Genomic DNA, 14,655 nt, shown 5'->3' with positions numbered 1-14,655 from the left:
AATCAACATTTACCATATTATACTATAGCTAGTAACTCAATAAGCGAAGGTGAATATATGGAAAAGGAAAAAGTATTTCAACAGCTATTTTCAATGTCATTTACACCAATGCTCGTAATGAATATGGATGGAGATATTCAAATTTTAAATGAAGCGTGCTGCCACCTTTTTAAAACGACGGAGGAACGACTTCTTTCCTGTAATGTATTTGAAGAGCCAAATCGCTTTTTTATCGAAAAGCATGAAGTAGAACCGCTAAGAAAGCAAGAGGAAAAAGTTGTTTTACTTAAGAAAAAAGTAGATCAGCAGTTTCCGATGCACATCCATATTCAGCGCACGGAAGAGGATATTCCGCTCTTAGTTGTTCAGTGGAAAGAGTTTTCCTCAAGTATTGAAAAGCAAGAGGAAGTCATTCGGAAAATGAAGCAATATAAGCAGTTTGTTCAGCAAAGCCAAGATGCATTTATTGTAACAAGAGAAGGCAGAATTCAATATTTGAATCCCGCTGGTGTTAAACTTCTTGGCGGCGAGAAAAAAGAAGAGTATATCGGGCGTCCTTGGCTTCACTTTATTCACCCCGAACATTTAGAAATCGTAAAAGAACGAATGGTTCAGCTGATGAATGGAATGTCCGTAAGGCCGCGTGTTGATGTGAAACTATTGACTAAAAAAGGGGTCGTCATTATTGAATCTTCGGCAACCAAAATTAAGTTTGAAGGACAGGATGCCATTCAGTATATTATTCGTGACGTAACGGATCGAAAAAAATATGATGAAATGGCAAGCAAATCTGAAAAGCTTACAATGGTGAGCAAGCTAGCGGCAGGAGTAGCACATGAAATTCGTAATCCAATGACGGCGATTAAAGGGTTTATTCAGCTGTTAAAAGCATCGAAACAGTATAATGAAGAATACAATGATATTATGCTTGAAGAATTGAATCGCGTCGAATCCATTATTCAAGAATTTTTAACGCTGGCCAAGCCTAAAATTGAAAATTCATACCATCCTAAAAGTCTCAATCAAATCATACGTCACGTGACGCTACTATTAGATACACACGCCAATTATAAAAATTGTCGTATTATTAATGAGATTAGTGATGAGATTACAATCTTTTGTGAAGAAAATGCGCTTAAACAAGTTTTTATTAATTTAATTCAAAATGCGCTTGAGTCAATGAGCAAAGGTACAGTTAAAGTCACCGTTCAGAAAAGAAATGAATACGGCATGGTCATTATCGAGGATGAAGGCTGTGGAATTGATGAGCAATCTTTAGCTCGGCTAGGTGAACCCTTTTATTCCACTAAACAAACCGGAACAGGGCTAGGATTAATGATTAGCTACCGAATAATCGAACAGCATCAAGGGCATATTTCATTTGCGAGCAAAGTAGGCGTAGGGACAAAAGTAGAAATTGCTCTTCCGTACATTAAAGAACCAGTGAACATTTCGTAGCGCTTGCTATTCGTTCACTGGTTTTTATTTGATCGGAATAAAAACGAATATTTTTTTATTTTTTATTTTAATGTTCGTGTATATTGTTGACTAAAGGGTTTGTTTTTGATATATTATCAAATGGCTAGAAAATAACCGAATGATAATAAAAAAAGAAAATTCGGTCAATAACTTTTATCTTTTACCCAAAGAAAAAAGATGATGGGAGAATGTACAATGAACTCAAATTATGATGTTATTGTGGTAGGGGCAGGACCCGCTGGAATTTTTACTTGCTATGAGTTAACGTTAAAATTACCGGAAGCAACTATTCTATTAATCGATAAAGGACACGATATCTATCGACGTAATTGTCCGATTCTTCAGAAAAAAATTGAAAAATGTCCGCCTGCAGTTGGCAGAAAAGAGTTTGCTGGCTGTTTGCCTGCTTGTTCTATCACAAATGGTTTCGGTGGAGCCGGCGCATATTCAGACGGGAAATTTAATATCACCAGTGAATTTGGAGGCTGGATGACGGATTATCTGTCTGAATCCCAGGTGGTAGATTTAATTAAATATGTGGATGAAATTAATTTAAAACACGGAGCAACCGATACGATTACGGATCCGTTAACTGATAAAGTTCGTGAAATTGAAAAACGCGGATACGCAGCAGGATTAAAGCTATTGCGTGCTCAGGTGCGTCATTTAGGAACGGAGCAAAATTTAGAAATTTTAAAAAGCATTTATGAATACTTAAAAGAAAAAATTGATATGCAGTATAAAACGGAAGTAGCAGATTTAATAACAGAAAAAGAAGATGGTCAGCATATCGTGCGCGGTATCGAATTGAAGAATGGTGACAGAATTACGGCTGATAAAGTTGTGGTTTCACCAGGTCGAGACGGCTCGAAGTGGATGAGCGACTTACTAAAAAAACGCCGTTTAAAAATGATTAACAATCAAGTAGACATCGGTGTTCGAGTAGAAACATCTAACGTTGTTATGGAGGAAATTAACAAACACTTGTACGAAGGAAAATTCATTTACAATACGTCTGTAGGTACAAGAGTGAGAACGTTCTGCAGCAATCCTTCAGGACATGTGGTAGTAGAGAATCATTCAGGGATTATGTTAGCAAATGGACACGCATACAAAGATCCGAAGCTTGGAAGTCAAAACACGAACTTTGCGCTGCTTGTTTCACATAAATTTTCGGATCCATTTGATCAGCCGAACGAATATGCGCACGAAGTATCAAGATTAGCTAATATGCTGTCAAACGGGGGCTTAGTTGTTCAAAAGTATGGAGATATTTTAAAGGGGCGTCGTTCAACAGCGAATCGAATTAAAGAAGGCTTTTTAGAACCAACGTTAAAAGAAGCTGTCCCTGGTGATTTGGGCTTAGTGCTTCCATACAATACAATGAAAAGCTTAATTGAAATGACAGAAGCACTGGATCATGTAACGCCTGGATTAGCATCTGAACATACGCTGTTTTACGGTGTGGAAGCGAAATTTTACTCCGCCCGTCCGAAGTTAAACGATAAGTTTGAAACTGAAATTTCCGGTTTATACGTGGGAGGAGACGGAGCTGGTATTACGCGAGGACTCGCGCAGGCAAGTGCGTGCGGTGTGTGGGTAGCGCGTGACATTGTTGAAAAATTAAAGAATCGCAAAGCAAGTTCTGAACCTGTTACTGTATAAAAAAGAGGCCGTCACGGCCTCTTTTTTTATATGTGTTAAATAACGAGAGGGGAAATTTAGTAAGTTTATATCAAGCAGTATAATAAGAATAAAATCAACAGTTGGAAAAAGATGTTTTTTGATGAGTAAAATATTTATGAAAGCAGTAAAGCACGCGGACATTAGAATAATTATGCAAATTTATGAATAGATGTTGATAAGAAGAAAGTTCACTTTACAAACTATTTTTTGAATTAATTTTTTATCCATTAGATTGTAAGTCTTGTTAAATAAGTGTTTTTAGTTTATTAAAACACGATGTAAATAGTTAAAAATATAACATTTCTCAACTTTTTATGATAAAATTCTGCATTATTTTTGAATAAAAACTTGACAGGAATACATAAAATGAATTTTAATTAAAGTAACAATTATTATCATGCAAAAATATTAAAGAAAATTATTTGCTTAATCTCTTTTGTTTTATAAGAGAACGGGGGACCCATATTTGTGCGTAATGTACTTGGGGTGAATCTTGAATGAATCAAGTAGGGTAACTCACGTACCCGAATCCGACAGCTAACTCCGTAAGCATTCAGTGAGGGAATAACAGGTCTATGAAACCATGATATTCTCATGGTTTTTTGTATAGCCGAAAATATTCCTAAACTATTAATCTGAAAATTTTTAATATATTGTATATTTAGAGTGTTATCGTTCTCAATGCATGGTAAAATAAGTATAGTAGTTAGAATCATTCTAATATAATTTATTTATGGGAGGTAAATCTATGAAGCTATCGACAAAGATCATTATCGCGCTAATTGCTGGTGCTGTTGTAGGAGTGTTGATTAATGCTTTTGCTCCAAGTGCTTTTGCTCCTCTGGACAAGTACTTGTTTACGCCGCTTGGGCAAATTTTCTTAAGCTTAATTAAAATGCTTGTTGTACCAATTGTGTTTTTCTCTATCACGTTAGGCGTAGCAGGTTTAGGAGATCCTAAAAAACTGGGAAGAATCGGGGCAAAAACAATTTCGTACTTCCTAGTGACAACAACCGTTGCTATTGTAATTGGTTTATTATTAGCGTTTGTTATTAAACCAGGAACATTTGGATCTTTTGATACAAAAAACGCTTCTTTTGAAGCTGAAAAAGCACCGCCGGTTGGAGAGACATTCTTAAATATGATTCCAGTCAATCCAATCCAAGCGATGGCTGAAGGAAATATGCTTCAACTTATCGTTTTCTCTATCTTTATCGGTTTTGGTATTACGATGCTTGGAAGTAAAACCAAAGGGCTTTACAATTTACTCGAGCAAGGCAATGAATTGATGATGTACCTTGTAAATCTAGTGATGAAGTTTGCTCCTTACGGAACATTTGGGCTTCTTGCAACAGCGGTTGGAAGTCAAGGCTGGCAGGCAATTAAAGCGATGGGGCTTTACATGATTGTAGTCGTGCTCGCACTATTCATCCATTCGATTGTAACATATGGGGGGTCAGTCGCTCTTATGGCCAGACGTAACCCTATTGAATTTTTTAAAGGTTTTGCTCCTGCGATGACAGTTGGATTCAGTACATCAAGCAGTAATGCAACGCTTCCGATTTCAATGAATGTGGCTCAAAAAAATCTTCGTGTCCCGGAGTCCATCAGCAGTTTTGTTCAGCCGTTAGGTGCTACCATTAACATGGATGGAACGGCAATTATGCAAGGTGTCGCGACTATTTTTATTGCGCAAGTATACGGCGTTGACCTGTCGCTGGGTGCTCTTGTGACGGTTGTATTAACAGCGGTGCTTGCTAGTATTGGTACAGCAGGTGTGCCGGGAGTTGGTCTCATTATGCTAGCGATGGTATTGAGTTCGGTTGGCCTGCCTGTAGCAGGTATCGGATTGATTATCGGGATTGATCGCTTGCTTGATATGCTTCGTACATCTGTAAATATTACGGGAGACGCTGCGTGTGCCGTTATTGTGGCTGAGTCAGAAGCAAAGCGTATCGATAAATCTGTAACGCAATCGGCTTAATGAATGTAAAAGCTCTAGCTATATGCTAGGGCTTTTTTTATTGGCAAGAAACTCTTCTTTTCAGCATACAGTTTAATAAGAGTGTGTGTTTGAAAGGAGAGTGCGGAAATGAATAAGACCCATGTGATAAAGCCGCTGCTCGACGATGACTACCCAGTTATTTCATATGGAAAAGGAATTTATTTGTACGACCAAGATGGAAAAAGGTACATAGATGCTTCTTCGGGGGCAGTTACAGCAAGTATCGGACACGGCGTAAAAGAAATTATTGATGCGATGACCGATCAGGCACAGAAAGTTGCATTTGTATATCGGTCGCAGTTTACAAGTGATCCGACAGAAGCCCTAGCTAAAAAACTATGTGAATTAAGCAGCAATCATTTCCAGTGGAGCTTTTTTGTTAACAGCGGGACAGAAGCGAATGAAACGGCTATGAAAACGGCTATTCAGCATTTTCAAGAGCAAGGAAAGCCAACCAAAACAAAGGTTTTGTCACGCTGGATGAGCTATCACGGTATTACAATAGGAGCTCTGTCTATGTCAGGGCACGTTGGAAGGCGAAAACGCTTCTCGTCTTTGCTTGAAGATTATCCTTCGGTTTCACCTCCTTATTGCTATCGATGTCCGTTTCATCAAACCTATCCATCCTGTAATCTTGCTTGTGCTCACGAATTGGAAACAGTTATCAAACGAACAGGTCCAGAACATATTGCTGCTTTTATTACAGAGCCCATTGTAGGAGCAGCCGGAGCAGCCCTTACGCCTCCTCCCGGTTATTATGAAGCGATAAGAGAAATTTGTGACAAATATGATGTATTATGGATAGCCGATGAAGTCATGACTGGGGTTGGGCGTACAGGCGTGATGTTTGCGTATGAGCACTGGGGAGCTAAACCGGACATCATGACTCTTGGAAAAGGAGTGGGAGCAGGATATACGCCAATAGCCGTTACGTTGGCTAGCAGCAAGACAATTGAACCTATCATGAACGGATCCAAATTAATTATGAGCGGCCATACGCTAAGCGCTAATCCGCTGTCATCGGCTGTAGGGCTAGCTGTCTTAACCTATATTGAAAAGAATAATCTTGTTCAAGAAGTAGCGCTGAAAGGAGACTATCTAGTAAAAAAATTAAAGGAGCTTCAACTTCTTTACCCTATCATTGGTGATATACGAGGCAAAGGCTTACTAATTGGTCTTGAGCTTGTGCAAAATCCAAAAACGAAGGAGCCTTTTTCATCCTCCGAAAATATGACGGCGCGCGTAGTAAGTAAGGCCCAGAAAAATGGTCTTCTCCTTTATCCTTCGCAAGCAGGAACAGACGGAGTCGAAGGAGACGGTATTATTATTTCGCCGCCATTTACAATTACTGATCGTCAACTTGATGAAGCGGTCGAGCTGCTTTCGAAAACATTATATGAAGTACAAAATGAAAAACAGGGAAATGAGGTGAAATAAGTGACAAAGGTTGAAAACTCATTTCAAAAGATTACAACTGTGGAACAAGCGATTGAATACGTGGATCATGCTGCTACGCTGATGATAGGAGGGTTTGGAGGAGTAGGCAGTCCGCCTTCTCTCATTGACGGTCTTATTGAAAGTGGAAAATCAAATTTTACACTGATATGTAATGATTCAGGTTTTCCTCATATTGGTGCGGGAAAATTAGTAAGTCAAGGAAGAATTCAAAAGCTGATCGCTTCTCACATTGGATCGAACCCAGTGGCTGGAACGCTGATGACAGAAGAAAAGCTGAAAGTTGAGTTTTCTCCTCAAGGAACGCTTGCTGAGCGGATTCGAGCGGGAGGAGTTGGACTTGGAGGAGTACTGATTGATGTAGGAATAGAAAATGACATTATTCAATTTGGAAAAGAAAAAGTGGAAGTAGACGGCAAGACATTTTTAGTTGAAAAACCGCTCACAGCCGATGTGGCTTTTGTATATGCAAAAAAAGCAGATCCATTCGGCAATTTGCTTTATGATAAAAGCGCTCGAAACACTAATCCATTAATGGCTATGGCAGGTCGTATAACTATTGCTGAAGTGGATGAAATCGTTCCTCTTGGCGACATTGACCCAGAGAACGTGATGACGTCAGGTGTATTTGTGGATTATATTGTGCCTTCAAAAGGAGTGAATTGGAAATGGGTTTGGGAATAGATATTCGTCACCGTATTGCAAGACGTGCTGCGGCTGAAATCAAAAACGGCATGATTGTTAACTTAGGGATTGGCATTCCTTCGCTTATTCCTAATTATGTACCAAGCGCTGTTCATGTGATGTTTCATGCTGAAAACGGAATTTTAGGGTTAGGATCTTCGCCTCCTTTAGGTGAAGAAGATGAGAATGTCTGCAATGCAGCAGGCTATCCAACAACTACTGTTCAAGGGGCTTCATACTGTGATAGTGCTATAGCCTTCGCGATGATTCGAAAAGGATACGTCGATATGACCATTCTTGGTGCGTTAGAAGTGAGTGAAAAAGGGGATTTAGCTAATTGGATTGTGCCAGGTAAGCGAGTTCCCGGGATAGGAGGAGCGATGGAATTAGCTCAAAAAGCAAAAAAAGTCATTGTGCTAATGAATCATACGAGCAAGACAGGAGAACCAAAACTGGTTAAGACGTGCTCTTTACCTCTTACTGCTTCGGGCTGCGTGGGATTAGTTATTACGGATCGGGCGGTTTTTAAAGTAGAAAAAGATGCGCTTCTTCTAACCGAGCTAATGTCTCCTTATACCGTAGAGGATATTTTGAGTTCAACAGAAGCGACCGTTCGCCTGAGTGATCAATTGATTACGATACCATAAGGAGGACCATTACATGAACATACAGCAATCTATTCATAACTGGATGACAGAGCATCGTCAAAGTGCAGTGCGTTTGCTCAAGCGTTTCGTAGAAGAAGCAAGCGTACAGGGTTCTGAAAAGCATGCGCAGGCAATTGTCATTGAACGCCTTCGACAGCTGCAGTTAGATATTGATATATGGGAACCGGACGAAAAAACACTTCGTACCCATGAAGCTTTTGCCTCCAACCGTTCTAGTTTCCGAGATAGCCCGAATGTGGTAGGTGTGTTAAAAGGAAAAGGTGGAGGGAAATCCATCATTTTAAATGGACATATTGATGTCGTGCCTCCCGGCGATCTTTCACAGTGGAAGGAAGATCCTTATACGGCCGTTGTAAAAGATGGAAACCTATATGGTCGCGGTGCAACGGATATGAAAGGAGGGAATGTCTCGTTACTTTTAGCGATTCAAGCATTAAAAGAGCTAGGCATTTCATTAAAAGGAGATGTTATTTTTCAAAGCGTAGTAGAAGAGGAAAGCGGAGGGGCAGGAACACTTTCCTGCGTGCTTAGAGGGTATAAAGCAGATGGTGCCATTATTCCAGAACCAACCAACATGAAGATCTTCCCTAAACAGCAAGGCTCGATGTGGTTTCGCGTGACCGTACATGGAGTAGCAGCACATGGAGGGACTCGGTATGAAGGGGTGAGCGCCATTGAAAAAGCAGCTGTTGTGCTTAAACATATTGAGGGTCTTGAAAAAGAGAGAAACAGCCGAATTACAGACCCGCTCTATAATAAAATTCCTATTCCCGTGCCAATTAATATCGGAAATATACAAGGAGGAACGTGGCCTTCTTCAGTTGCTGATCAAGTAGTATTAGAAGGCAGGATAGGAGTTGCTCCGCATGAAAAAATGAAAAATGTTAGAGCGGAAATGAAATCGTGGCTTGAACTTTTGTCTCAGTGTGATGAGTGGTTTGCTGAGCACCCTGTCGACTTGGAATGGTTTGGGGCCCACTGGCTTCCCGGTGAAATTGAATTAGAGCATCCGCTTATGACCTCTCTTTCATCCTCTTTTTATCAAGTGAAACAGAAACAGCCGATCATTGAAGCATCTCCTTGGGGAACGGACGGAGGGATATTGTCACAAGTTGGAGATATTCCAACAGTTGTGTTTGGACCAGGAGTAACAGAAGTAGCCCACTTTCCGAATGAGTATATTTGTATTCAAACGATGCTTGACGCAGCAGAAATTATTGCTCTTACCATAGCAGACTGGTGCAGTATTGCGGACTAAGCTAAAAAGGGGGAGGATACAAACAAATGGCGAAACAAGAAAATATTTGTCAACCAACCTTTGCTATGACTCTTTTTTTAGATGAATGTAACAAACGTTTGAGAATAGATGATTACCGGGGAAATGTAAACGATATTTACAGCTATATATATAAAGAAATGGATAAGGCAACGTACGAAAAGTGGATTATAAAAGCACGTGCCGAACATCTGTTGGACTGGATGAGCTTGGGATTTTCTTTAGAAGCAACTGTTCCCTACTATTTTAACGGAAGCGACGCGTATCTTTTATGCTACTATACGTCTCAATCACGCCGAGCCAGCGGGGAGACGTTAAAAGAAACAGAGCTGCTTCAAGATGTTTTGAATTTGCCGACATCTGATTATTCTCCATTATCGAATCAACTGATCATGCGGCGAGCCATTTCATCTGACGCTAAACAACTCTCTCAGCTCTACCGTCAAATCTTCACAGTATATCCTACTCCCCTCTACGAAGAAGAGTATCTCTCTAGTTTGCTTCAAGAAGATAGTTTGTTTTATATCATCGTTGACAAGAACGATATCGTTAGCGCTGCTTCTGCTGAAATTGACTATGTTTATCACAATGCTGAACTAACGGATTGTGCGACTCTCCCTGCTTACCGAAAGTATGGATTTATGAAGCATTTATTAAGCGCACTAGAGGCGGAGCTAAAACAGCGGCATATTTTTTGTGCATACACAATATCGAGAGCGCTTTCATTCGGGATGAATGCCGCTTTTCATCAGCTTGGGTATATCTATACGGGACGGTTAATGAATAATTGTTACATTTATAAATCGTTAGAAGATATGAACGTATGGGTGAAGGATCTGTCAAAAAGTAACGGGTGAGAAATAATTAACCAATTTATGGGCTGTAACATATAACAATAGTAAATCTTCATAAAGGAGCGATTGTATGTTATATGATTTATATAAGCCGTCCCGACATTGGAAAGATATTGAGTTATGGAAAGATGTTCCTGAAGAAAAATGGAATGATTGGATTTGGCAATTAACAAACACAATTCGAACGCTAGAGGACTTAAAAAAAGTCATTAACTTAACTCCTGAAGAAGAAGAAGGAGTACGCATTTCAACCAAAACAATTCCGCTCAATATTACGCCTTACTATGCATCTTTAATGAATCCAGATGATCCTCGCTGCCCCGTCCGTATGCAGTCTGTTCCCGTTGGCAAAGAACTTCATAAAACAAAATACGATCTAGAAGATCCCCTAGATGAAGACGAAGATTCTCCAGTGCCAGGGTTGACTCATCGCTATCCTGATCGCGTTTTGTTCTTGGTTACCAATCAATGCTCTATGTACTGCAGATACTGTACTCGAAGAAGGTTTTCAGGACAAATTGGAATGGGCGTTCCAAAAAAGCAGTTAGATGCTGCGATTGCTTATATCGCCAAAACACCTGAAGTACGAGATGTACTCATTTCAGGCGGTGATGGCTTGCTGATTAATGACAACATTTTAGAATATATTTTGAAGAATTTAAGAGCTATTCCCCATGTGGAAATTATTCGAATTGGCACAAGAGCACCCGTTGTGTTTCCGCAGCGAATAACAGAAAATTTATGTGCCATTTTAAGAAAATATCATCCAGTGTGGTTAAATACTCACTTTAATACATCTATTGAAATTACGGAAGAGACAAAAAAAGCATGTGAAATGCTTGTCGATGCAGGCGTTCCAGTTGGCAACCAAGCGGTTATTTTAGCTGGGATTAATGACAGCGTAGCTATCATGAAAAAGCTTATGCACGATTTAGTGAAAATACGCGTTCGACCTTACTATATTTATCAATGTGATTTATCAGAAGGAATTGGGCATTTCCGCGCACCTGTTTCCAAAGGGCTTGAAATTATGGAAGGGCTGCGAGGTCATACGTCTGGATATGCCGTTCCAACGTTTGTTATTGATGCTCCAGGCGGTGGAGGAAAGATTGCGGTTCAGCCAAACTATATTATTAGTCAAAGCGCAAGTAAAGTTGTTCTGCGAAATTTTGAAGGCGTGATTACGACGTATCCAGAGCCAGAAAGCTATGTGCCTGGGCGTGCAGATGATTATTTTCGAGCTGTTTATCCAGCATCGGATGCTAAAGATTCTTCCATCGGCATATCGGGCCTTATGAATGATGCTCAATTCAATCTTGTACCGGAAGGGTTAGGAAGGGTAAAAAGACGTAAAACTTATGAAAGTGACAGTGCTCACGAAAGTCTAAAAGATAAACGTGAAAAAAGAGATGAATTAAAGGATAAAAAGTTTAAAGCTCAATTAAAAAAAGACGGTAAAAGCGACGATGCTCCATCATCTTAAGGAGGTCCTGTAATATGACTGTTCAATGCGCATGGTGCGAAGAAGAAAAAGCGGTAGAAACAACCAATACCGCATACTGGGAATTGCCAGACGGAACAAGAAGTATCGAGATTACTCATATGCCATGTATCAGCTGTTCAAATTGCGGGATGTCATATCAAGAAGAAGAGATCATAGAAGAAGTTGAAACACAGCTGCTTCTGGTCGATACAAAAAAACTTGATGAATCCATTCGGTATGATGAGCTATTAAAAGTGCCAAGATTATTAAAGCGCAACTACTTTAAATTCTAAAAATCCGCCCCTTATTTTGTAAGGGGCGGATTTGTTTATTGATAAGCCTTTGTTCCAGCAGTACGCAGGCTGTAGGCGTGTTTTAAAGCCACTGTAACAGGACGAACAGTTGGAAGTTCGACTTCGTCTATTTTCGAAACGGGCAAAAGACCAACAGACGTGCTCGTAATAAAAACTTCATCCGCGTCTTTTAAAAAGGAAGGAGTCATATTTTGTTCTCGGATTTGAATGGCTTGTTCCTGCGCACATTCCAGTACGTTAGCGCGCGTAATACCGGATAGAATTTTTCTTGTGGCAGGAGTCGTGAACAAGACGTTGTCTTTTATGGCAAATACATTGCTGCTCGACCCTTCGGTTATGTATCCGTCTTTTACTAAAATAGCTTCTTTGCATTCTTTAGAAGCCGCAGCTTGTTTGGCCAGAAGGTTAGGAAGTAGGTTCAATGATTTGATATAGCAATTAGCCCATCGTTCATCTTCCAAAAGAAGCGTGGAAATGCCTTTTTCATAGGCTTCTTCAGGTGTTTGGCGAGGATGGCGTATTGTGAGCGCTAATTGTGCAGGTACATCGGGAAATAAATGATTTCGAGGAGCAATCCCGCGCGTAACTTGAATATAAATATCAGCGTCTTTTAACGTTGATTTTTCCATCGCTTGATGAATGATGTCTTTTAGCTCTTGTCTTGAAACAGGAAGTTCGATAAAAATTGCCTTTGCACTTCTTTCTAAGCGGTCTAAGTGACGTTCAATCGAAAACGGAACTCCTTTGTATACACGAATAAATTCATAAACACCGTCTCCAAACTGGTGACCGCGTTCATCAATTGGAATAACAGCCTCATTAATATCTCTAAACTCTCCAGCATAATATGCTAATTCCATCTTGAAAAACTCCCTTCCTTTAGATATTAAAACGTTAACATAAAATTCAGCAAAATGAAATTATTTACTTGGTTTCTCTAAAGAAAATGAAAAAAGTCATACTCCTTTAGGAGTATGACTTTTATGAAAACGTACGTTTGAATGCTAATGAAAATTTCTGAATGGCTTTTTTAGGTGTAACAAACTGAATGATGAGCTTGGTACCTGTGATGAACCAATCGACAATACGGCTGCCGAGAAGCATCGTTACTAAAATGGACAATGCGATTAAGACGATAATACCCCATGATGTTGGCTCTAGACTTTTTGAGAAGTCAGTTGTAAAGAACCATTTTAAAATGAAGCCGTGCAATAAATACACGTATAGAGATCGCTGTCCAATGCTTGTTAAAGCAAAACCGCGCGTTGGAATTAAAGCCATAAAGGCAAAAGATACAAGAAAAGCAATTCCATAGTGAGAAACGCGCATTAAAAATTCGACCACATTGTCGTACGTGTTCGTTCCATACAGCATATCTGTGTAAGCCGTGTCGTCTAAGAAAGAATAGCTTCCAATTAATGTAACTAGTAATACAATGGATGCAATGATTCGATTTCGCGCTGTCAAAAGATTTGTAAAAGGCTCTTGGCGCTGTGACAAATAGTAGCCCAAAAGGAAAAACGGGAAGAAGACAAACATTCGGCTAATGCTTAGAATTTTATCAAATCCGTCAATATCAATGAAGCCCATTGCAAGTCCAAGCGAAATAGAGACAGTTAAACTAATCCACATCGGGAATTTTGCAAAGAAAGGAAGCATTAATTTCCAAAAAATTAAGCTCAGTAGAAACCACATTGCCCATCTAGGAACCAAATATTGAAGCGTGTACGTTTCATCTGTATAAAGCACACTATAATAAAGGGTATAGATAGTTTGGAAAGCTAAGTAAGGAAGAGCCACCTTTGTAAATATTTTTTTGTAATATCCTTTTTTATGGAAATTTTTTGAGAAATAACCTGCTAGTAAAATAAAGACAGGCATATGGAAAATAAAGATAAAGTGATAAATGGACAGCATTCCGCTGCTATCTGTTCGGTACGGAGAAATCATGTGTCCAAATACAACTAAAAAAATTAATACGACTTTAGCATTATCAAAGTAAGCATTTCGAGTATTCATAGTATTATTTTTCCTCAACATATGCTGATGTAAACCTCCCACCAACAAGATTTATTTAAATGGCGATTATTGTTAGAATAACCTTTCACTACGGAATTAAAACATGAATTCTTCTTTTTTGCAATTACATAAAGGCTTGAGAAACCTGTCGATTCAACGCTTTTGTTATAAAAACGATGTGTTTTTGTTACAAATGTCTTTTTGAAAAAAGAAAAATATTGATATAACAATATTTATTCGTTACGCTAATAGTGAAATTTGTTTTGCAACTGTAACATGAATTTAATATTTTTTGTCCAGTAAAACACTTATATTGCAGTGTTCGACATCTACATATCACAGAAGAAGTTGTAGATTTCTTAAGAAAATGATAGAAAAGATACACATACCGCTGGAGGGGGAGTACAATGAAATCCTTTTATCACTATATAATGAAATTCCGATCAAATAAAAAACATGATCGAATGGGAGAGTTTGCGCGAAGTGCTTATGATGATCACAGCTTCCCGAAATCTTCAACAGATTATGACGAACTGAGTTCTTATTTAGAGCTTAACGGACATTATTTATCAAGTATGACCGTATTTGATGAAGCATGGGAGCTTTATCAAAATAATGCGTGAGAAATAAAAAAGCGGGCTGATGGATATCCATCAGCCCGCTTTTTATTTTTCTTTTAGTCTCATGCACTAAGCAGGAGGAAAAATGATAGAGGACAATAGATAATAAAGG

13 protein-coding genes and 1 riboswitch are annotated in these 14,655 nt (G+C 39.1%); of the genes, 11 read left to right on the top strand and 2 right to left on the bottom strand.

Annotation, left to right across the window (positions count from 1 at the left end):
- Nucleotides 1-57 precede the first annotated feature (57 nt).
- The 10 genes from N178_RS01460 to N178_RS01415 all read left to right on the top strand — a co-directional run bounded on the left by N178_RS01460 (nucleotide 58) and on the right by N178_RS01415 (nucleotide 11,883).
- Nucleotides 58-1,458 (top strand): ATP-binding protein, encoded by a 1,401-nt coding sequence (locus N178_RS01460; protein WP_045289969.1) that lies wholly within the window; start codon nucleotides 58-60, stop codon nucleotides 1,456-1,458.
- 216 nt (nucleotides 1,459-1,674) lie between these two features.
- Nucleotides 1,675-3,144, top strand: a complete 1,470-nt coding sequence (locus tag N178_RS01455) for an NAD(P)/FAD-dependent oxidoreductase (protein ID WP_028415122.1) — start codon at nucleotides 1,675-1,677, stop codon at nucleotides 3,142-3,144.
- 434 nt (nucleotides 3,145-3,578) lie between these two features.
- Nucleotides 3,579-3,733: riboswitch (cyclic di-AMP (ydaO/yuaA leader) on the top strand.
- A 180-nt stretch (nucleotides 3,734-3,913) separates the two neighbouring features.
- Nucleotides 3,914-5,149 carry a dicarboxylate/amino acid:cation symporter gene (locus tag N178_RS01450; RefSeq protein WP_045289962.1) on the top strand — a complete coding sequence of 412 codons (1,236 nt, stop codon included), beginning with the start codon at nucleotides 3,914-3,916 and terminating at the stop codon, nucleotides 5,147-5,149.
- Nucleotides 5,150-5,257: 108 nt separating this feature from the next.
- Entirely contained in the window at nucleotides 5,258-6,607 is a 1,350-nt protein-coding gene (locus tag N178_RS01445) for an aspartate aminotransferase family protein (RefSeq protein ID WP_045289960.1), read from the top strand.
- Entirely contained in the window at nucleotides 6,608-7,309 is a 702-nt protein-coding gene (locus tag N178_RS01440) for a CoA transferase subunit A (protein ID WP_014458548.1), read from the top strand. It abuts the gene before it with no gap.
- Complete coding sequence (locus N178_RS01435; RefSeq protein ID WP_045289955.1) at nucleotides 7,294-7,956, top strand: 3-oxoacid CoA-transferase subunit B; 663 nt, start codon at nucleotides 7,294-7,296, stop codon at nucleotides 7,954-7,956. Before N178_RS01440 ends, N178_RS01435 begins: the two co-directional genes overlap by 16 nt.
- Nucleotides 7,957-7,969: 13 nt before the next feature.
- A complete protein-coding gene (locus N178_RS01430) occupies nucleotides 7,970-9,235 on the top strand; it encodes a peptidase (RefSeq protein WP_045289953.1) in 1,266 nt (421 codons plus the stop codon).
- Nucleotides 9,236-9,261: 26 nt separating this feature from the next.
- Nucleotides 9,262-10,110, top strand: coding sequence for a putative beta-lysine N-acetyltransferase (ablB, locus tag N178_RS01425; protein WP_045289951.1), 849 nt, complete (start codon nucleotides 9,262-9,264; stop codon nucleotides 10,108-10,110).
- Between the two features lie 67 nt (nucleotides 10,111-10,177).
- Complete coding sequence (gene kamA, locus N178_RS01420; RefSeq protein ID WP_045289949.1) at nucleotides 10,178-11,590, top strand: lysine 2,3-aminomutase; 1,413 nt, start codon at nucleotides 10,178-10,180, stop codon at nucleotides 11,588-11,590.
- A gap of 14 nt (nucleotides 11,591-11,604) precedes the next feature.
- Nucleotides 11,605-11,883 (top strand): YokU family protein, encoded by a 279-nt coding sequence (locus N178_RS01415; RefSeq protein WP_045289948.1) that lies wholly within the window; start codon nucleotides 11,605-11,607, stop codon nucleotides 11,881-11,883.
- Nucleotides 11,884-11,918: 35 nt separating this feature from the next.
- On the opposite strand, the gene dat is transcribed toward N178_RS01415, so the two are convergent.
- Complete coding sequence (dat, locus tag N178_RS01410; RefSeq protein WP_045289946.1) at nucleotides 11,919-12,764, bottom strand: D-amino-acid transaminase; 846 nt, start codon at nucleotides 12,762-12,764, stop codon at nucleotides 11,919-11,921.
- A 121-nt stretch (nucleotides 12,765-12,885) separates the two neighbouring features.
- On the bottom strand, nucleotides 12,886-13,923 hold the full coding sequence (locus N178_RS01405; RefSeq protein ID WP_045289944.1) for an acyltransferase family protein: 1,038 nt from the start codon (nucleotides 13,921-13,923) through the stop codon (nucleotides 12,886-12,888).
- 407 nt (nucleotides 13,924-14,330) lie between these two features.
- On the opposite strand from N178_RS01405, the gene N178_RS01400 reads away from it, so the two are divergent.
- Entirely contained in the window at nucleotides 14,331-14,546 is a 216-nt protein-coding gene (locus N178_RS01400) for a YozE family protein (protein WP_013058722.1), read from the top strand.
- Nucleotides 14,547-14,655 lie beyond the last annotated feature (109 nt).

It is taken from the genome of Priestia aryabhattai B8W22 (assembly GCF_000956595.1).
GTDB lineage: Bacteria > Bacillota > Bacilli > Bacillales > Bacillaceae_H > Priestia > Priestia aryabhattai.
This window is presented reverse-complemented; position numbering and strand designations above follow the sequence as displayed.